At 60.6% G+C, this 17,715-nt stretch carries 19 protein-coding genes; 8 read left to right on the top strand and 11 right to left on the bottom strand.

Annotated elements, in window-relative coordinates:
• The first annotated feature begins 81 nt into the window (after positions 1-81).
• Both LIY45_RS27275 and LIY45_RS27270 read left to right on the top strand, forming a co-directional pair.
• Positions 82-282: a cation transporter gene (locus tag LIY45_RS27275; RefSeq protein WP_017478464.1), complete on the top strand. Its 201-nt coding sequence runs from the start codon at positions 82-84 to the stop codon at positions 280-282.
• Positions 283-368: 86 nt separating this feature from the next.
• Positions 369-1,562 (top strand): multidrug effflux MFS transporter, encoded by a 1,194-nt coding sequence (locus LIY45_RS27270; RefSeq protein ID WP_003211152.1) that lies wholly within the window; start codon positions 369-371, stop codon positions 1,560-1,562.
• A gap of 5 nt (positions 1,563-1,567) precedes the next feature.
• On the opposite strand, the gene LIY45_RS27265 is transcribed toward LIY45_RS27270, so the two are convergent.
• The 3 genes from LIY45_RS27265 to LIY45_RS27255 all read right to left on the bottom strand — a co-directional run bounded on the left by LIY45_RS27265 (position 1,568) and on the right by LIY45_RS27255 (position 3,228).
• A complete protein-coding gene (locus LIY45_RS27265; protein ID WP_017478465.1) occupies positions 1,568-1,747 on the bottom strand; it encodes a hypothetical protein in 180 nt (59 codons plus the stop codon).
• A 145-nt stretch (positions 1,748-1,892) separates the two neighbouring features.
• Positions 1,893-2,906 carry a zinc-binding alcohol dehydrogenase family protein gene (locus LIY45_RS27260; protein ID WP_226478211.1) on the bottom strand — a complete coding sequence of 338 codons (1,014 nt, stop codon included), beginning with the start codon at positions 2,904-2,906 and terminating at the stop codon, positions 1,893-1,895.
• Positions 2,907-2,934: 28 nt separating this feature from the next.
• Complete coding sequence (locus tag LIY45_RS27255) at positions 2,935-3,228, bottom strand: putative quinol monooxygenase (protein ID WP_010174107.1); 294 nt, start codon at positions 3,226-3,228, stop codon at positions 2,935-2,937.
• Between the two features lie 117 nt (positions 3,229-3,345).
• Here LIY45_RS27255 and LIY45_RS27250 point away from each other — a divergent pair, with 117 nt between their 5' ends.
• Positions 3,346-4,275 carry a LysR family transcriptional regulator gene (locus tag LIY45_RS27250; protein WP_226478210.1) on the top strand — a complete coding sequence of 310 codons (930 nt, stop codon included), beginning with the start codon at positions 3,346-3,348 and terminating at the stop codon, positions 4,273-4,275.
• 138 nt (positions 4,276-4,413) lie between these two features.
• Entirely contained in the window at positions 4,414-5,106 is a 693-nt protein-coding gene (locus tag LIY45_RS27245; protein ID WP_226478209.1) for a helix-turn-helix transcriptional regulator, read from the top strand.
• Here LIY45_RS27245 and LIY45_RS27240 read toward each other — a convergent pair.
• Positions 5,103-6,056, bottom strand: coding sequence for an adenosine deaminase (locus LIY45_RS27240; RefSeq protein ID WP_008430770.1), 954 nt, complete (start codon positions 6,054-6,056; stop codon positions 5,103-5,105). The two genes, LIY45_RS27245 and LIY45_RS27240, sit on opposite strands and share 4 nt — an antisense overlap.
• A 194-nt stretch (positions 6,057-6,250) precedes the next feature.
• Between LIY45_RS27240 and LIY45_RS27235 the strand changes: the two genes are divergently transcribed.
• The gene (locus LIY45_RS27235) at positions 6,251-7,339 is read left to right on the top strand and encodes a calcium:proton antiporter (RefSeq protein WP_226478208.1); all 1,089 of its coding nucleotides are present in this window, start codon (positions 6,251-6,253) and stop codon (positions 7,337-7,339) included.
• 132 nt (positions 7,340-7,471) lie between these two features.
• Here LIY45_RS27235 and LIY45_RS27230 read toward each other — a convergent pair whose 3' ends face one another.
• From LIY45_RS27230 to LIY45_RS27220, 3 genes are all read right to left on the bottom strand, one after another.
• The gene (locus tag LIY45_RS27230) at positions 7,472-8,830 is read right to left on the bottom strand and encodes an 8-oxoguanine deaminase (RefSeq protein WP_226478207.1); all 1,359 of its coding nucleotides are present in this window, start codon (positions 8,828-8,830) and stop codon (positions 7,472-7,474) included.
• Positions 8,831-8,976: 146 nt separating this feature from the next.
• A complete protein-coding gene (locus LIY45_RS27225) occupies positions 8,977-9,663 on the bottom strand; it encodes an SDR family oxidoreductase (RefSeq protein WP_017478472.1) in 687 nt (228 codons plus the stop codon).
• Positions 9,664-9,689: 26 nt separating this feature from the next.
• Entirely contained in the window at positions 9,690-10,040 is a 351-nt protein-coding gene (locus tag LIY45_RS27220; protein WP_003211171.1) for a MerR family transcriptional regulator, read from the bottom strand.
• Positions 10,041-10,123: 83 nt separating this feature from the next.
• Here LIY45_RS27220 and LIY45_RS27215 point away from each other — a divergent pair, with 83 nt between their 5' ends.
• Complete coding sequence (locus LIY45_RS27215) at positions 10,124-10,516, top strand: hypothetical protein (protein WP_226478206.1); 393 nt, start codon at positions 10,124-10,126, stop codon at positions 10,514-10,516.
• A 302-nt stretch (positions 10,517-10,818) separates the two neighbouring features.
• Here the strand turns inward: LIY45_RS27215 and LIY45_RS27210 are convergent, their stop codons facing one another.
• The 4 genes from LIY45_RS27210 to LIY45_RS27195 all read right to left on the bottom strand — a co-directional run bounded on the left by LIY45_RS27210 (position 10,819) and on the right by LIY45_RS27195 (position 14,561).
• Positions 10,819-11,400 (bottom strand): YigZ family protein, encoded by a 582-nt coding sequence (locus tag LIY45_RS27210; protein ID WP_226478205.1) that lies wholly within the window; start codon positions 11,398-11,400, stop codon positions 10,819-10,821.
• A gap of 12 nt (positions 11,401-11,412) precedes the next feature.
• A complete protein-coding gene (locus LIY45_RS27205) occupies positions 11,413-12,072 on the bottom strand; it encodes a TetR/AcrR family transcriptional regulator (protein WP_003211175.1) in 660 nt (219 codons plus the stop codon).
• Between the two features lie 87 nt (positions 12,073-12,159).
• Positions 12,160-13,554 (bottom strand): nucleobase:cation symporter-2 family protein, encoded by a 1,395-nt coding sequence (locus LIY45_RS27200; protein ID WP_226478204.1) that lies wholly within the window; start codon positions 13,552-13,554, stop codon positions 12,160-12,162.
• Positions 13,555-13,640: 86 nt separating this feature from the next.
• Positions 13,641-14,561, bottom strand: coding sequence for a LysR family transcriptional regulator (locus LIY45_RS27195; protein ID WP_010174131.1), 921 nt, complete (start codon positions 14,559-14,561; stop codon positions 13,641-13,643).
• A gap of 126 nt (positions 14,562-14,687) precedes the next feature.
• On the opposite strand from LIY45_RS27195, the gene LIY45_RS27190 reads away from it, so the two are divergent.
• Entirely contained in the window at positions 14,688-16,037 is a 1,350-nt protein-coding gene (locus LIY45_RS27190) for an aspartate aminotransferase family protein (RefSeq protein WP_008430786.1), read from the top strand.
• Positions 16,038-16,076: 39 nt separating this feature from the next.
• Entirely contained in the window at positions 16,077-17,570 is a 1,494-nt protein-coding gene (locus LIY45_RS27185; protein WP_017478478.1) for a CoA-acylating methylmalonate-semialdehyde dehydrogenase, read from the top strand.
• The last annotated feature ends 145 nt before the right edge of the window (positions 17,571-17,715 follow it).

Raw genomic sequence — 17,715 nt, 5'->3', positions numbered from 1 at the left:
CCCGGCCGATTTTTTCAGAACTTGACCTTGCCATCGTGGCAAGGTCAAAACTGTGGGCAACCTCATCAAAGGAGTCATGTCATGCAAGTATTCAGCGTTGAAGGAATGACCTGCGGCCACTGCGTTCGCTCAGTCACCCAGGCGGTGCAGGATAAGGACCCGGCGGCCAGCGTGCGCGTCGACCTCGCGGCAAAGCAAGTGTGCGTAGAAAGCAGCCTGCTGTCGCCGGCGGAGGTGATCAACCTGATCAGCGAAGAAGGCTACAGCGTCAAGCTCGCCTGATTTTCTGATAGTTAGCGAGCTAACTTAATGTTCAAGGCACCCATGCCCGGCTAGACTGTCGGGCTGCCGACTCACCTGGGTGCCTGATGAACCTTCGTATAATTCTGATCTTGGGGGCCTTGAGCGCGTTCGCGCCGTTGGCCATCGACTTCTACCTGCCGGGTTTCCCGGCCATGGCCGTGGCATTCGGCACCGACGAAAAACATATTCAGCTGACCTTGGCCGTGTACTTCACGGGCCTGGCAATCGGCCAGTTGATCTATGGGCCGCTGGCGGACCGTTTTGGCCGACGCGGGCCGCTGCTGAGCGGTGTCACCCTGTTTACCCTGGCGTCCTTTGCGTGTGCGTACGCGCCTTCCCTGGAATGGCTGATCGGTGCGCGTTTCGTCCAGGCCTTGGGTGGTTGCGCGGGTATGGTGATCTCCCGGGCGGTGGTCAGCGATAAATGCGACGCGGTGGGCTCGGCCAAGGTGTTTTCCCAATTGATGCTGGTCACCGGGCTGGCGCCGATCCTCGCACCGCTGGCGGGCGGGGTGATGGTCGGTGTGTGGGGCTGGCAGTCGATCTTCCTGGCGTTGACGGCATTCAGTGTGATGGCGGCCATCGCGGTGGCGGTCGGGCTGCCGGAAAGTTTCCCCGCCCATCAGCCGCGCCAGCCGCTGTCGGGTGCGCTGCGCCAGTACGGCCGGTTGCTGTCGGACCGGGTGTACCTGGGCTATGCCTTGACCGGCGGTATCTCGATTGCCGGTATGTTTGCCTACATCGCGGGCTCGCCCTTCGTCTTTATCAAGCTCTATGGCGTGCCCGCCGAACACTATGGCTGGGTATTCGGCTCCAATGCCGCCGGCTTTATCCTGGTGGCACAGGTCAACGCGCGGTTGCTCGCTTCTCGTGGCCCGGCATTCTTGCTGTCGCGCACGGTGTGGGTTTACCTGGCGGCGGGTCTGTCGTTGCTGGCCATTACTGCGCTGCGCACGGACGCTTTGTGGCCGCTGCTGGTACCGCTGTTTATCTGCATCGCCAGCCTGGGCTGCATTTTGCCCAATACCTCGGCCTGCGCCATGAGCGGGCAGGGCGCACGGGCGGGCAGCGCGTCGGCGTTGCTCGGTTGCATTCAGTTTGGTGTGGCAGCAGGCGCTGCATCGTTGGTCGGCGTGTTGCACGACGGCACGGCGATGCCGATGGCAATGGTCATCAGCTTGTGTGGCGTATTGGCCGTAACGTTCGCGATGCTGACCCGGCGCCTGCAGCGCCAACGGGCACTGCAAGCGGCGGACTGAGCAGGTCAGCCAGCAGAACGCTGCTGGCTTTCGGGGAATCGGTGAGGGGCCTGGATACGGGTTTGCAGGGTGTCGGCAAACGCGCGGGCTTCAGCCTCAGTGCGGAAGGTAAAGGCGTTGTGGTCGAGACGGACCTGCCATTTGTTGCCTTCGGATCTTGCTAGCGCTTTTATCAGGATCTTCATTGCTGACTTCCTCACGTAAATTGCGTGGCAAAGGCGGCCAATATAAACCCGAATACGCTCACAAATATGACAAGGATCAAGTCTCTGACTAGCGGTGTCGTCCATTACTCACATGAATAACAGACGACACTGACAGAACCTTTCGTTAGAACCCTTCCAGCACGATCTTGCCCTTGGCCTTGCCGCTTTCCAGCAGCTCGTGGGCGCGGCGCAGGTTGGTCGCGTTGATCACGCCAAAGTGCTCGCCCACTGTGGTTTTCAGGGTACCGGCGTCGATCAGTTCGGCGACGCGATTGAGCAGGTTGTGCTGCTCGATCATGTCACTGGTCTCGAACATCGAGCGGGTGTACATGAACTCCCAATGCAGCGACAGGCTCTTGCGCTTGAGCTTGCTGACGTCCAGCACCTTGGGATCATCGATCAGCGCCAGTTTGCCCTGGGGAATCAGCGCTTCCACCAGTTGGTCCAGGTGCTGATCGGTCTGGGTCAGGCTGGCGACATAGTTCACCTGCGGATGGCCGGCGTTTTTCAGCTCTTCGCTCAACGGTTTGCTGTGGTCGATCACCAGGTCGGCGCCCAGGTCCTTGGCCCACGCTTGGGTTTCAGGGCGGGAAGCGGTGCCGATGACTGTCAGGCCGGTGAGCTGTTTCGCCAGTTGGGTCAGGATCGATCCCACGCCACCGGACGCACCGACGATCAGCAGGCTTTGGCCTTCATCGGTCTTGCCTTCACGCACTTGCAGGCGTTCGAACAGCAATTCCCAAGCGGTGATGGCGGTCAGCGGCAGGGCGGCCGCGTCGGCGAAACCCAGGGTTTTCGGCATGTGGCCGACGATGCGCTCATCCACGGTGTGCAGTTCGCTGTTGCCGCCGGGACGTACCAGGGAGCCGGCGTAGAACACCTTGTCACCGACCTTGAACAGGCTGACTTCACTGCCCACGGCCTTGACCACACCGGCCACGTCCCAGCCCAGCACTTTGGCGGCACCGTTTTCCGGGGCGACGTTCTGGCGCACCTTGGTGTCCACCGGGTTCACCGAGATGGCTTTGACTTCCACCAGCAGGTCGCGAGGGCCGGCGATGGGTTCTGGCAGTTCGATGTCTTGCAGGGATTTTGGATCGTTGATGGGCAGTGCGGCGTAGTAGGCGATGGCTTTCATGATGGTTTCCAAAAAAGGGGTCGGTTGATCAGGCAAGAAATTTCAGGCGCTTGAGTTCGAAATGCTCGAGTACGTCGGCAGCCTTGGCGCGGAAATTCTGGATATGGGCGCTCTGGTCGTGGTCGGCCAGCGCGGCGTCGTCGCTCCAGCGCTCGAGCATGTAGAACGTCTCGGGGTGTTGCAGGTCCTGGTGCAGGTCGTATTGCTGGCAGCCGGCTTCGACGCGGGTGGGTTCCAGCAGCTCGCGCAGCAGGGTTTCCAGGGTGGCCTGTTGGCCGGGTTTGGCGATCAGCGTGGCGATGACGTTAAAGGCAGCGGACATATTCGACTCCAGACACGTGATGAACGGGATGAACAGATGATTGGCTATTTCTCTCGAAGATAAAACCCGCTAAAAGAGCAGTCTCTTTCAATGTTTTTTTGATAATTGGCGGTCAACGTGCTGCGTTTTGATGACTTGCAGTTGTTTGTGCGTGCGGCAGATCTGGGCAGCCTTTCGGCGGCGGCGCGGGTCATGGACATGTCGGCGGCGGTGGCCAGCGCGGCGTTGAAGCGTATCGAGCAGCAACTGGGTGTGCGGTTGCTGGCGCGCTCCACCCGCAGCCTGCGCCTGACGGCCGAGGGTGAAGGCTTTCTGGAATACGCCCGGGCCGCCTTGAGCAGCCTCGATGAAGGCCGGCGCTTATTGGCCAGTGGCCAGGACCAGGTCAGCGGGGTGCTGCAACTGTCGGCACCGTCGGACTTTGGGCGTAACCAGCTGCTGCCCTGGCTGGATGAGTTCCAGCGTGAATACCCCGGCCTGAGCGTACGCTTGCTGTTGGGCGACCGGATTGCCGACCTGTTCCGCCAGCCGGTGGATATCGCCCTGCGCTACGGTGAACCCGAAGATTCCAGCCTGATCGCGCTGCCCATCGCCCCGGACAACTACCGCGTACTCTGCGCCGCCCCCAGCTACCTGGCGCGGCATGGCGAGCCGCGCCATCTGGAGCAGCTCACCCAGCACAATTGCCTGCTGTACATGCTCGGCAGCCGGGTGCATGACCATTGGGGGTTCAACGATGGCAAGCGCGACGTCAGCCTGACGGTGACCGGCGACCGCTTCAGTGATGATGCGGATGTGGTGCGACGCTGGGCGGTGGCTGGGGTGGGTATCGCCTACAAGTCCTGGCTGGATGTCAGCTCAGATGTGCTGGCGGGGCGCCTGCGCCTGATCCTGCCGGAGCTGCGCGGCGAGCGTACGCCGCTCAACCTGTTGTGCGCCCATCGCGCGCAACTGAGCAAGCCGATCAATCTTCTGCGGGAAATGCTCGTTGCCCGATGTGCGACATTGACTGCGCAATTGCCGGAGCGATCAGCCTCTACACCATAACCCCGGGAATATCGGGAAATTTCCTTCAGCTTCTGTCCTTGGTTGCGCTGTAAGACGGCACGGAACCCGGCGTTTTCACGCTTATACTTTTCCGCCAGACGCAGCAGACAAATGATTCAACAGGGAGTGAATGAGCACATGGAACAGGCACCTTGCATCAGTCAGATCGCCACCTTGCTGGCCGACCCGAAACGTACCGCGATGGTCTGGGCATTGATGGACGGCTCGGCCAAACCCTCCGATGAATTGGCGGCACTTGCCGGGCTGTCGCCGGCCTCGGCCAATGCTCACCTGACGCGATTGACGGCCGGCGGCCTGCTGCGTGTCGAAGCCCGTAGCGGTAAACGCTTTTTCCGTGTGGCCGCTGCCGATGTGGGGGCCGCCGTGGATGCCTTGGCCTGCACCACGATGGCCAGCGTCGCCCGCAGCACGCCCATTCGTTCGCGGTCATTGACTGCGCCTGCGGCGTTACGGCGAGCGCGGCTGTGCCATGGTCACCTGGGGGGCGAACTGGCTGCGGGTTTGTATCAACGGATGATGGCGGCCGGGTGGATCGAGCGCGCGGAACAGCGTACGGATGTGACGCCTTCAGGTGCGCGCAAACTCGCAGCGCTGGGGATTTATACCCAGGCACTGGCCCAGCCGATCGTGTGCGATTGTTTTGATTGGAGCGAACAGCAGCCACACCTGGGCGGTGCGTTGGGGGCTGCGCTGTTGCAGCTGTGTTTGCAGTCGAACTGGGTCAGCATGATCAATGAGTCCCAGGCGTTGCAAGTCAGCGAAACCGGGCAATCGGAAATTGCCCGGCTCGCCACACCGGTCGGTGATTAAGGCTTCACCAACCGCGCATCCAGGCTGTTTTGCGCCAGGCGTTTGGCCTGGTCCTGGGTCATGCCCAGGGAGGTGTACAGCGCATGGAAGTTCTCGGTGACATAACCGCCGAAGTACGCCGGGTCATCCGAGTTCACCGTGACCTTCACGCCACGCTCCAGCATGTCGAGGATGTTGTGTTGCGACATGTCGTCGAACACGCACAGCTTGGTGTTGGACAACGGGCACACCGTCAGCGGGATCTGCTCATCGATGATCCGCTGCATCAGGCGTTCGTCTTCAATGGCGCGTACACCATGGTCGATACGCTGGATTTTCAGCAGGTCGATGGCTTCCCAGATGTACTCCGGCGGGCCTTCTTCACCGGCGTGGGCGACGGTCAGGAAACCTTCGTGACGGGCACGATCGAACACGCGCTGGAACTTGCTCGGCGGGTGACCCATTTCCGAACTGTCCAGGCCCACGGCAACAAACGCATCACGGAACGGCAGCGCCTGGTCGAGGGTTTTCTCGGCCTCTTCTTCGCTCAAGTGGCGCAGGAAGCTCAAGATCAAACCACTGGTGATGCCCAGTTGTTGCTCGCCGTCTTTCAACGCGGCAGCGATGCCATTGAGCACCACTTCGAAGGGCACGCCACGGTCGGTGTGGGTCTGCGGGTCGAAGAACGGTTCGGTGTGGATCACGTTCTGCGCCTTGCAGCGCAGCAGGTAGGCCCAGGTCAGGTCGTAGAAGTCCTGGGAGGTGCGCAGTACATCGGCGCCCTTGTAGTACAGGTCGAGAAACTCTTGCAGGTTGTTGAAGGCGTAGGCCTTGCGCAGGGTTTCGACGTCGTTCCACGGCAGCGCGATCTTGTTGCGTTCGGCCAGGGCGAACAGCAGCTCAGGCTCCAGCGAGCCTTCCAGGTGCAGGTGCAATTCAGCCTTGGGCAGGGCGTTGAGCCAATCGTACATTTATAAATTCTCATCAGGTGCAATGGCGGCATTCTACAGGCGCACGCCGAAATAATCGGCAAAACCTGACCAAGCGGTGAGCATCCGCGATCGTCGTGCAAGCGATGCATGAACTAAGGTGTAACGAAACGTTAGCGGCGCGGTGCAGTCTGTACCCCATCAATGACGGATTCACCGCGTTTAAAAGGCCTGCAATGCTCACATCTATCAAGCAAGAAAAATTCATGCTGCTGGCGCTGATTGCCGCCGTCGCCGCTTACCCGCTGGAGCACTGGATGCTCGGCAGCGGGCAGATGGTGGCGCTGCTCAGCGGCATCGCGCTGATCGGCTTTATCGTCGTGGCCTCGATGCGCGTGGCCCATCACGCCGAGCAACTGGCGGAAAAGGTCGGCGACCCCTACGGCACCATGATCCTGACCCTCGCCGCGGTGCTGGTGGAAGTGGTGATTTTGGCGATCATGATGAGCAACGAGCCGTCGCCGACCCTGGTGCGCGACACCATTTATTCGGCGGTGATGCTCGATATCAACGGCATCCTTGGCCTGGCGGCACTGATGGGTGGGATCAAGCATGGCGAACAGTCCTACAACGACGATTCGGCACGCACTTACAGCGTGATGATCCTTACCGCCATGGGCGTGTCGATGGTGGTGCCGGAATTTATTCCCGAGGCCGACTGGAAAATCTACTCGGCCTTCACCATCGGCGCGATGGTGGTGCTCTACACCCTGTTCCTGCGGATGCAGGTGGGGCCCCACAGTTATTTCTTCAGCTACAGCTATCCGGAAAAACGTCGTAAGAAACAGCCGGAAGAAGAGTCGCCACCGATCAACCTGGCGTTCTCCATCGGGACTTTGGTGTTTGGCGTGATCGTGATTGGCGCGTTGGCCGAGGTGATGTCCAAGACCCTCGACCTGGGCCTGGAAGGAACGGGTGCCCCGCCGGTGATCACGGCGATCATCGTGGCCGCGATTTCCGCCGCCCCGGAGATTTTGACCGCGTTGCGCGCAGCGCTGGCCAACCGCATGCAGTCGGTGGTGAACATCGCGCTGGGGGCTTCACTGTCGACGGTGATTTTGACCGTGCCGGTGATGGAAGCCATGGCCTTGTACACCGGCCAGCCGTTTCAGATGGCAATGACGCCGGTGCAGACGGTGATGGTCTTGATTACGCTGATCGTCAGCGCGATCAACCTCAACGATGGCGAAACCAATGCCATCGAAGGGATGACCCATTTTGTGTTGTTTGCGACGTTTATCATGCTGTCGCTGCTTGGGCTGTAACCAATCCTGGGTACACCGCTGATCAAATGTGGGAGCTGGCTTGCCTGCGATAGCATCACCTCGGTGCAACTGAAAGACCGAGGCGCCTGCATCTCGGGCAAGCCCGGCTCCCACATTTGATCTGTGCCTGGCTTAGATCCCGCTGATCAGCGCACGCGCCGCCTGGCTGTGATCGGCAATCAAGCCTTTCAGGTCCAGGCCTTCAACCTGCCCGTCGATCACCCGCCATTTGCCACCGACCATTACCCGGTCCGCCCGGTCGGCGCCGCACAGCAGCAGGGCTGAGATCGGGTCGTGGCTGCCGGAAAAGCGCAGCTCATCCAGTTTAAACAACGCCAGATCGGCCTGTTTGCCTACGGCCAGTTCGCCGATATCGCTGCGGCCCAGTAACTGTGCCGAGCCTTTTGTCGCCCAACCCAGCACCCGTTCCGGGGTGATCTTCTCTGCGCCGTAACGCAGCCGCTGGATGTACAAAGCCTGGCGTGTTTCCAGGATCATGTTCGACGCATCATTGGACGCCGAACCGTCCACGCCCAGGCCAATCGGTGCGCCGGCGGCGAGCAGGTCGAGGGTCGGGCATATTCCGGAAGCCAGCCGCATGTTCGAACTCGGGCAATGGCAGACTCCGGTACCGGCAGCACCGAGGCGCGCGATTTCTTCCGGGTTGAAGTGAATCCCATGGGCCAGCCACGTGCGTGGGCCGAGCCAGCCGACGCTGTCGAGGTAGTCCACCGTGCGTAGGCCGAAACGCTGCAGGCAGAAGTCTTCTTCGTCGAGGGTTTCTGCCAGGTGGGTGTGCAGGCGCACGTCGAGGTTGTTGGCCAGTTCGGCGCTGGCTTCCATGATTTCCGGGGTGACGGAAAACGGCGAGCAGGGCGCCAGGGCGATCTGGATTTGTGCGCCGTCACCGCGCTCGTGGTACTGCCGGATCAGGCGGCGGCTGTCTTCAAGGATCACCTCGCCCTGCTGCACGGTTTGTTGCGGTGGCAGCCCGCCGTCGGCCTCGCCCAGGCTCATGGAGCCGCGAGTCAGCATGGCGCGCATACCCAGTTCGCGCACGCTGTCGACTTGCACGTCGATCGCCTGTTCGAGGCCGTCCGGGAACAGGTAGTGGTGGTCTGCCGCGGTGGTGCAGCCCGAGAGCAGCAATTCAGCCAAGGCCACCTTGCTCGCCAGGGCGAGTTTTTCCGGGGTGAGTCGGGCCCAGACCGGGTACAGGGTTTTCAACCAGGGAAAGAGCGGCTGGTTGACCACCGGCGCCCAGGCGCGGGTCAGGGTTTGATAGAAGTGATGGTGGGTGTTGATCAGCCCTGGAAGGACGACATGCTTGCGGGCATCGAAGACTTGTCCGCAGGGCGTGGCAGGCTCTTGGCCGAGGCCAAGGACTTCGACGATCACACCGTCTTGCAGCACCAGGCCGCCCCGGGCGTCGAGGCCATTGGCAGTGAATATCGCGAGAGGGTTTTTTAACCAGATACGGGTCGCAGGCATTGGCCGGCTCCTCTGAATGATGGGTTCAGGTTTGCCAGCTCAGTGTTGCCCTGTCTGCTGATCCAGGGTCGCCGGGAAGGGCGAGGTGCGCAGTTTACGTGTGGATCGTTATCGACGGCAATCGGCCGATAACGATCCCGGGGTTTTTACCAGGCGATGGTGTCGCCTTTGTAGTCCACAAAGTGATGGCCGCCCTTGCCGCTGTAGGCATTCACCTGATCGATCAGGCCGCGCACGCTGGTGGGCACATCGATGTGTGCGTTTTCGCCGCCCATGTCGGTTTTCACCCAGCCCGGGTGCAACGACAGCACGGTCAGTTTCTGGTCGCCCAACTGGGTGACAAAACTGTTGGTCATGGAGTTGAGGGCGGCCTTGCTGGCTTTGTAGAGCGCCAGGTCGGAGCCGTCGGGGATGGTCACGCTGCCGAGGATCGAACTCATGAAGGCCAACACGCCAGTATCGGGGCGGATCTGCCCGACAAAACGCTGGGCCAGGTTGATTGGCGCCACGGCGTTGGTGAAGAACAGTTGGCCGACTTCAGCCAGGGTGGCGTGGCCCGGTTCCTGATTGGCCGGGCCTTTGACGCCGGCGTTGACGAACAGCAGGTCGAAGGTTTTTTCCTTGAGGCGCTGGCTCAGGGCGATCACGGCCTGTTGGTCATCCATGTCGAGCTTTTCGATCTGCACCGGGCCCAGGGCCTTCAACGCATCGGCCTTTTGCGGATCGCGCACGGTGGCGATTACGTCCCAGCCGTCCGCCAGCAGTTGCTTGGCCAGGCCAAGGCCCAGGCCCCGGGAGGCGCCGATAATCAGTGCGGTTTTTGAAGTGGACATGAATGGCTTCCTTTGACGGTGGAGGTTCACGGGTTCAGTGGACAACGCTGGCCGAGCCTTTGCTGCAACTCCTGGCGCAGTTGGTCGAGTTCGGCGATGCGGGTTTCGATCAGGTTAAGCTTGTCTTGCAGCAGTTGGGTTACGGCGCTGTCGGGGTCTGGAGCTTGCCATAGTGCGCCGACGCTGTTGCCGATTTCACCCAGGCTGAAGCCCAGGCGCTGGGCGGTCTTGATGTACAGCACCAACTGCACCATGTCGGCGGGATAGTCACGGTAACCGTTGGCACTGCGTTGCGCGGCAATCAACCCGCGTTGTTCGTAGAAGCGCAGGGTGTCGCGGCTGACCTGGCTGGCCTGGGCTAATTCGCCGATACGCATGCAGAGGGCTCGAAGGGGCTTGACCCTGGAGCATACTCCAGGCTTTAGCGTGCTGGCTTCTTGAATTGAAGGAGCTTGCTGCTATGTGGACTGCACACCAATACCGTCAACTGGTTCGGGCCAGCGGCTGGTACGACTTGATCGTCACCGCGGCGCTGGTCACCCCCTGGACCTTTGTTCTGCTGCACAACGCCTTGGTGGCGTTGAATCTGCCCGGCGAACTGCCACCGTTCGCGCCTGTGCATATGTTGATGGCCAACCTGATGGGCTCGATTGTGTGCGTGTGGTCAGTGCTGCGAATCCGCGATCCCCAAGCGATATTTGGCCGCTATGACGCGGCCGGCCGGGTGTTATTTGCCACTTGGCAGATTTACGCGCTGGCCCACGGCGCAAGTTTAGTGCTGGTGATTGTCGTGGTGTTTGAAGTGCTGTGGGCGGTAGCGCAGTTGATGCCGGTGCGCCGGGCGGCAAATTGATCAAAAAATGCTCAGTTACGCCGGGGCGTTGCGGGCTCTGCCGCCGGCTCACTCTTGCACGGGTTATCCACAGGTTGCTCCACAGTAATTGTGCGCAAGCGTGTTCGGTGGATATAAGCGCTGCGGCCCTTTGTTCTAAAGGACATAACCCGCCTAACTGACTGTTTTTGAGCCGGATTAATACTTTAGTGTGGCGGGCTGAGCAAAAACTGAACAACCGCCTGAAAGCCTTGTGACAGAAGGGTTACAGGCGAGTGTGCTCAGGTTATCCACAGGCAGGTGCACAGCAGATGTGGGCAGTTTCAGCGCTCTAGCAGAATGCGCCCGCGGCTCAGGTCGGCGAGCTGAGTTTGCAAGGTGTCGATATGCGCTTCGCCGAGGGCCAGTTGCAGGTCGACGCCATTGGCGGTGAAGGTTTCTTCCATCACCAGCCCGCCCAGTTCGGCCACCCGTAGCTTCACCAACTGCAGCTCGGCAAAACCACAGGAGCAACTCAGTGGCACACGTTTGATCAGCTCCACGCGTTCGGCAGCTTGCAGGCATTTGTTGGCGCCGCCGCCATAGGCCCGGGCCAGGCCGCCGGTGCCCAGCTGGATGCCGCCGTACCAGCGGATCACCAGCACTACGACCTGGTCGCAGTCCTGCGCTTCGATCGCGGCCAGGATCGGGCGCCCGGCCGTGCCGCCGGGCTCGCCGTCATCGTTACTGCGGTATTGATCCCCCAGTTTCCAGGCCCAGCAGTTGTGCGTGGCATTCAGGTCGCTGTGCTGGTCGATGAAGGCCTGGGCGTCCTGGGGGCTGCTGATGGGGGCGGCGAGGGTAATGAAGCGGCTTTTGCGAATTTCTTCGCGAAACTCGCAAAAGCCGATAAGCGTGAAAGGCATGGGTAACTTCGTTTAGAGGGCCGGCTTGATGCCACAGCCTTTGAGAATGATGTGGATAAGGTTGGTGCCAGCGTCTTCCATGTCCTGCTTGGTCAGCTTGGTGCGCCCGGTCACGCGGCAGATTTGCGTGGCAAAGTCGGCGTAATGCTGGGTGCTGCCCCACAGCAGGAAGATCAGGTGCACGGGGTCGATGGGGTCCATCTTGCCGGCGTCGATCCAGGCCTGGAACACCGCCGCACGGCCGCTGAACCAGGCGCGGTAGTCCTGGCTGAAATATTCGGTCAGGCATTCGCCGCCACTGATGATCTCCATCGCAAAGATCCGCGAGGCTTGTGGCTGGCGGCGGGAGAATTCCATCTTGGTGCGGATGTAGCGGGTCAGTGCTGCAGCCGGGTCATCCTCGGCGGTCAGGGTGTTGAAGGTGCTGTCCCAGAGTTCGAGGATGTTACTGAGCACGGCAATGTACAGGCCCAGCTTGTTGGTGAAGTAGTAGTGCAAGTTGGCTTTCGGCAACCCGGCACTCGCCGCGATGGTGTTCATGCTGGTGCCTTTGTAGCCATGACGGGCGAACTCGTCTTCGGCAGCCTGCAAAATCGCTTGTTCGTTCTTTTGCCGAATGCGGCTTGCAGGTTTTCCGGCGTGGTTGCTGTGGGCAGGAACTTCGAGGCTCATGGAGGTTTCCGTGCAGATCGATGAATACGACGTGTGCACAGATAACCCACCCTCAAGCCCCAGACAAGTCCCGATACGATAAAACCGTCAAAGCGGCTCCAGAGTGTCGCTTTCCAGGGCCCGGTTTGCGGCATCTGCGGTGGCCTTGGGTTCAGGCAGTAACAAGCACAACACAATGGCAGTCAGGCCGCCGCTGGTGATGGCGGAGTCGAACAGGTTCTGCACCAGCGTTGGCATCAGGTGCAGCAGGTTCGGTTGGGCCGCGATCCCCAGGCCGACGCCAAACGAGGTGGCGATGATCAGCATGCTGCGCCGGTCCAGCGGGGCCTGGGCGAGGATGCGCACGCCGGCGGCGGCGACGCTGCCGAACATCACCAGGGTTGCCCCACCGAGTACCGACTTGGGGATTTGTTGCAGCACCGCGCCAATCAGCGGAAACAGCCCAAGGCAAAACAGCACCACGCCGATGTACAGGCCGACGTAACGGCTGGCGACGCCGGTCAGTTGGATCACGCCGTTGTTCTGGGCGAAGGTGGTGTTGGGGAAGGCGCTGAAGGTGGCGGCGATCATGCAACTGATGCCGTCCCCCAGCACGCCGCCCTTGAGCCGGCTTATATAGGAAGGGCCGCTGATGGGTTGGCGGGCGATCATGCAATTGGCGGTGAGGTCGCCGACGGTTTCGATGGTGCTGATCAGATAAATCAGCGCCACCGGCAGGAAAGCGCTCCAGTCGAAGTTGAAACCGAAGTGGAACGGTGTGGGCAGGCTGATCAATGGCAAGTCAGGCAGCGCTTGGGGCACCAGTTTTCCGCTGAACCAGGCGGCGAGGCTGCCCAATGCCAGGCCGATGATAATGGCGCTGAGGCGTACCCATGGGGTGTTCGAGCGGTTGAGCAGGATGATGGTCATTACCACGAACACACCGAGTGCCAGGTTGGTCGGGGCGCCGAAGTCCGGGGCGTTGAAGCCGCCGCCCAAGTCGGTGATACCGACCTTGATCAGGCTGATGCCAATCAGGGTGATGACGATGCCGGTGACCAGGGGCGTGATCACTCTTCTCAGTTGGCCGATAAACCGGCTCAACACCACCTGCACGGCTGCACCGAAGAAGCACACGCCAAAGATCATCGCCAGGATGTCTTCCGGGCTGCCGCCGCGTTGCTTGACCAGAAAACCTGCCGACAAGACCGCACCGAGAAACGCGAAGCTGGTGCCTTGCAGGCAGATCATCCCGGCGCCAATGCCAAACGGCCTACGCGCCTGAATGAAGGTACCTACACCGGAAACCATCAATGCCATGCTGATCAGGTAGGGCAGGTGAGCGGTCAGGCCGAGGGTGGAGCCGATGATCAGTGGGGGAGTGATGATGCCGACAAACGCGGCCAGTACATGCTGCAACGCAGCAAGCAAGGCGGGCAAAGGTTTGGGCCGATCGTTGAGGCCGTAGATCAGGTCACTTGGGTTTTCGGATTCTGGCGACATGGTGGGGAGCTCATGGCTGATGGTTCGAGATCCCCTTGTCTTGCAAAAAGCTGTCCAGGTGCTCAGGTTTTTCTGTAAGGCCCGTGTTAGCGCGTTGCGGCCAGACTTTCGAGGAAGCTTTCCAGCACCAAATGAGGGCGACGGCCCTTGCGCGTGACCGAAGCGAGGCTCAAATCGTAAAAGCGTGTAGCGGGTTTCAGCGCGCGCAGTCGGCCTTGTTGTACCCACAGACTGGCGTAGTGGTCGGGCAGGTAGCCGATGTAGCGGCCGGTCAGGATCAGGAAGGCCATGCCTTCGCGGTCCGAGGCGCTGGCGGTGCAGTTGAGTGCCTGGTAGTGCGCCTGGATATCCGCGGGCAGGCGGAAGGTCGGGGCGATGGCGTCCTGGCTGTTGATGCGTTCGTCGTCCAGTTGCTTGTCGTCGGCATAAAACAGCGGGTGGCCGACTGCGCAGTACAGCAGCGAGCGCTCGCTGTACAGCGGCTGGTATTCAAGGCCGGAAAGGGCGCTGGCCTGGGGGACTACGCCGACGTGCAGGCGGCCATCGAGTACGCCTTGTTCGACCTCATTGGGGGCGATCATGCGGATCTGGATCTGTACGTCCGGGCCGCGCTCCTTCAATTGCGCCAAGGCGTGGGTGATGCGCATGTGGGGCAGCGTGACCAGATTGTCGGTCAGGCCGATGATCAGCTCGCCGCGCAAGTGCTGGTGCAGGCCGTTGACCTCGGTGCGGAAACTTTCCAGGGCGCTGAGCAGCTGCAACGCCGACTGGTACACCTCGCGTCCTTCCTCGGTCAGGGAAAAACCTGCACGCCCGCGCTGGCACAGGCGTAGGCCGAGGCGTTGCTCAAGATCACTCATTTGCTGGCTGATGGCTGAGCGACCAATCCCCAGGACGGTTTCCGCTGCCGAGAAGCCGCCGCATTCCACCACGCTGCGAAAGATGCGCAACAGACGGATATCGAAGTCGCTGACTTGGGCCAGTGGGTCGGGTCGACGGCTGCTCATAGTTTAGTGAAGGTCTGACTGAAGGTTAGAAGAGTTGGATTTCACCGACTTTATCCCCGTGGCAATTTAGCTGCAACAACGCTTTTCAAATCCCTACGCTGCCTTTCGCCTTGCGAGGTTTTGCTCATGAACATGCCCGAAAACGCTCCGTCCACCCTGGCCAGCCAACTGAAGCTGGACGCGCACTGGATGCCGTACACCGCCAACCGTAACTTCCATCGTGACCCGCGCTTGATCGTGGCGGCCGAAGGCAGCTGGTTGACCGATGACAAGGGGCGCAAGGTGTATGACTCGTTGTCGGGTCTGTGGACCTGCGGCGCCGGGCACACCCGCAAGGAAATCCAGGAAGCGGTCTCCAAGCAACTGGGTACGTTGGACTACTCGCCGGGCTTCCAATACGGTCATCCATTGTCGTTCCAACTGGCGGAAAAGATTACCGACCTGACCCCGGGTAACCTGAACCACGTGTTCTTCACCGACTCCGGCTCCGAGTGTGCCGATACCGCCGTGAAGATGGTGCGTGCGTACTGGCGCCTGAAAGGCCAGGCGACCAAGACCAAGATGATCGGCCGTGCCCGTGGTTACCACGGTGTGAACATCGCCGGTACCAGCCTGGGCGGCGTGAACGGCAACCGTAAGATTTTTGGTCAGGGCCTGATGGATGTTGACCATCTGCCTCACACCCTGTTGGCGAGCAATGCGTTCTCCCGTGGCATGCCGGAGCTGGGCGGTATTGCCTTGGCGGATGAGTTGCTCAAGCTGATCGAGTTGCACGATGCGTCGAACATCGCCGCAGTGTTTGTTGAACCGATGGCAGGCTCTGCTGGCGTGCTGGTTCCGCCACAGGGTTACCTGAAGCGTCTGCGTGAGATCTGCGATCAACACAACATCCTGTTGGTCTTCGACGAAGTGATCACCGGCTTCGGTCGTACCGGTTCGATGTTTGGTGCGGACAGCTTCGGTGTGACCCCGGACCTGATGTGCATTGCCAAGCAAGTCACCAACGGCGCGATTCCGATGGGCGCGGTGATTGCCAGCACTGAGATTTATCAGACGTTCATGAACCAGGCGACGCCTGAGTACGCGGTGGAATTCCCACACGGCTACACCTACTCGGCTCACCCGGTGGCGTGCGCGGCCGGCCTGGCAGCACTCGACCTGCTGCAGAAGGAAAACCTGGTGCAGAGCGTGGCCGAAGTCGCACCGCATTTCGAGAATGCGCTGCACGGCCTGAAGGGCAGCAAAAACGTGATCGACATCCGTAACTATGGCCTGGCCGGTGCGATCCAGATTGCCCCGCGTGATGGTGATGCGATTGTGCGTCCATTCGAAGCAGGCATGGCTTTGTGGAAAGCCGGCTTCTACGTGCGCTTTGGCGGCGATACCTTGCAGTTCGGGCCAACCTTCAACAGCAAGCCGCAGGACCTGGATCGCTTGTTCGATGCGGTCGGTGAAGTGCTGAACAAGATCGACTGATTTCTCCTTCTATATAGAACAACTTTTCAGGAGCCCTGCATGAGCCTCATCCAGCATTTGATCAACGGCCAACTGGTGACCGAGAACGGTCGCACGGCTGACGTGTATAACCCGTCGACTGGCCAGGTGATTCACCAAGTGCCGTTGGCCAGCCGCGAAACCATTCAAAGCGCCATCGACTCGGCCAAGGCGGCCTTCCCGGCTTGGCGCAACACGCCACCGGCCAAGCGTGCCCAGGTGATGTTCCGTTTCAAGCAATTGCTGGAGCAGAACGAAGCGCGTATCTCCCAGCTGATCAGCGAAGAGCACGGCAAGACCCTGGAAGATGCGGCGGGCGAACTGAAGCGCGGGATCGAGAACGTGGAGTACGCGTGCTCGGCGCCGGAAATCCTCAAGGGTGAGTACAGCCGTAACGTTGGCCCGAACATTGACGCATGGTCTGACTTTCAGCCGTTGGGTGTGGTGGCGGGTATTACGCCGTTCAACTTCCCTGCAATGGTGCCGCTGTGGATGTATCCACTGGCGATCGTCTGCGGTAACTGCTTCATCCTCAAGCCGTCGGAACGTGATCCAAGCTCGACGCTGCTGATTGCACAACTGTTGCAGGAAGCCGGTTTGCCTAAAGGTGTGTTGAGCGTGGTGCACGGCGACAAGGGCGCGGTGGATGCGCTGATCGAAGCGCCGGAAGTCAAAGCGTTGAGCTTTGTGGGTTCGACGCCGATCGCCGAGTACATCTATTCGGAAGCTACCAAGCGCGGCAAGCGTGTGCAGGCGCTGGGCGGGGCGAAGAACCATGCGGTGCTGATGCCGGATGCGGACCTGGATAACGCGGTCAGCGCCTTGATGGGCGCGGCCTATGGTTCGTGCGGTGAGCGTTGCATGGCGATCTCTGTTGCCGTGTGTGTCGGCGACCAGGTGGCGGATGCGTTGATTGCCAAGTTGGTACCGCAGGTCAAGGCGCTGAAGATTGGTGCGGGCACTTCCTGCGGGTTGGACATGGGGCCGCTGGTGACTGGCCAGGCGCGGGATAAAGTCAGTGGCTATATAGAAGACGGCGTTTCTTCGGGCGCTGAGTTGGTGGTCGACGGTCGTGGGTTGAGTGTTGCGGGCCATGAAGAAGGTTTCTTCCTGGGCGGTAGCTTGTTCGATCGCGTGACCCCTGAGATGCGTATCTATAAAGAAGAGATCTTTGGGCCGGTGCTGTGCGTGGTTCGGGTGAGCAGCCTGGAAGCGGCTATGCAACTGATCAACGATCACGAATATGGCAACGGTACCTGCATCTTCACCCGTGACGGTGAAGCGGCGCGGTTGTTCTGTGACGAGATTGAAGTGGGCATGGTTGGCGTCAACGTGCCGTTGCCGGTGCCGGTGGCGTATCACAGCTTTGGTGGCTGGAAGCGTTCGCTGTTTGGCGACTTGCATGCCTATGGGCCGGATGGGGTGCGTTTCTACACCCGTCGCAAGGCGATTACCCAGCGCTGGCCGCAACGGGCCAGTCATGAGGCGTCGCAGTTTGCCTTTCCTAGCTTGTAAGTTCGGTCAGTAGAAGGCCGGCCCCTTGGGGCCGGCCTTTGCTTTTCAGGGCTTTTTTGACCGATATGACAGTATTGTGAAAAAAGGTGTTGACGGCAGATTCTGGACGTCTATAATTCGCCCCACTTCCGGCGCAGTCGAAACG

The sequence above is a fragment of the Pseudomonas sp. MWU16-30323 genome, from assembly GCF_020515595.1.
GTDB classification, from domain to species: domain Bacteria; phylum Pseudomonadota; class Gammaproteobacteria; order Pseudomonadales; family Pseudomonadaceae; genus Aquipseudomonas; species Aquipseudomonas yamanorum.
Note: the sequence above shows the minus strand (reverse complement) of the source record. Positions and strands in the feature narration are given on the sequence as shown.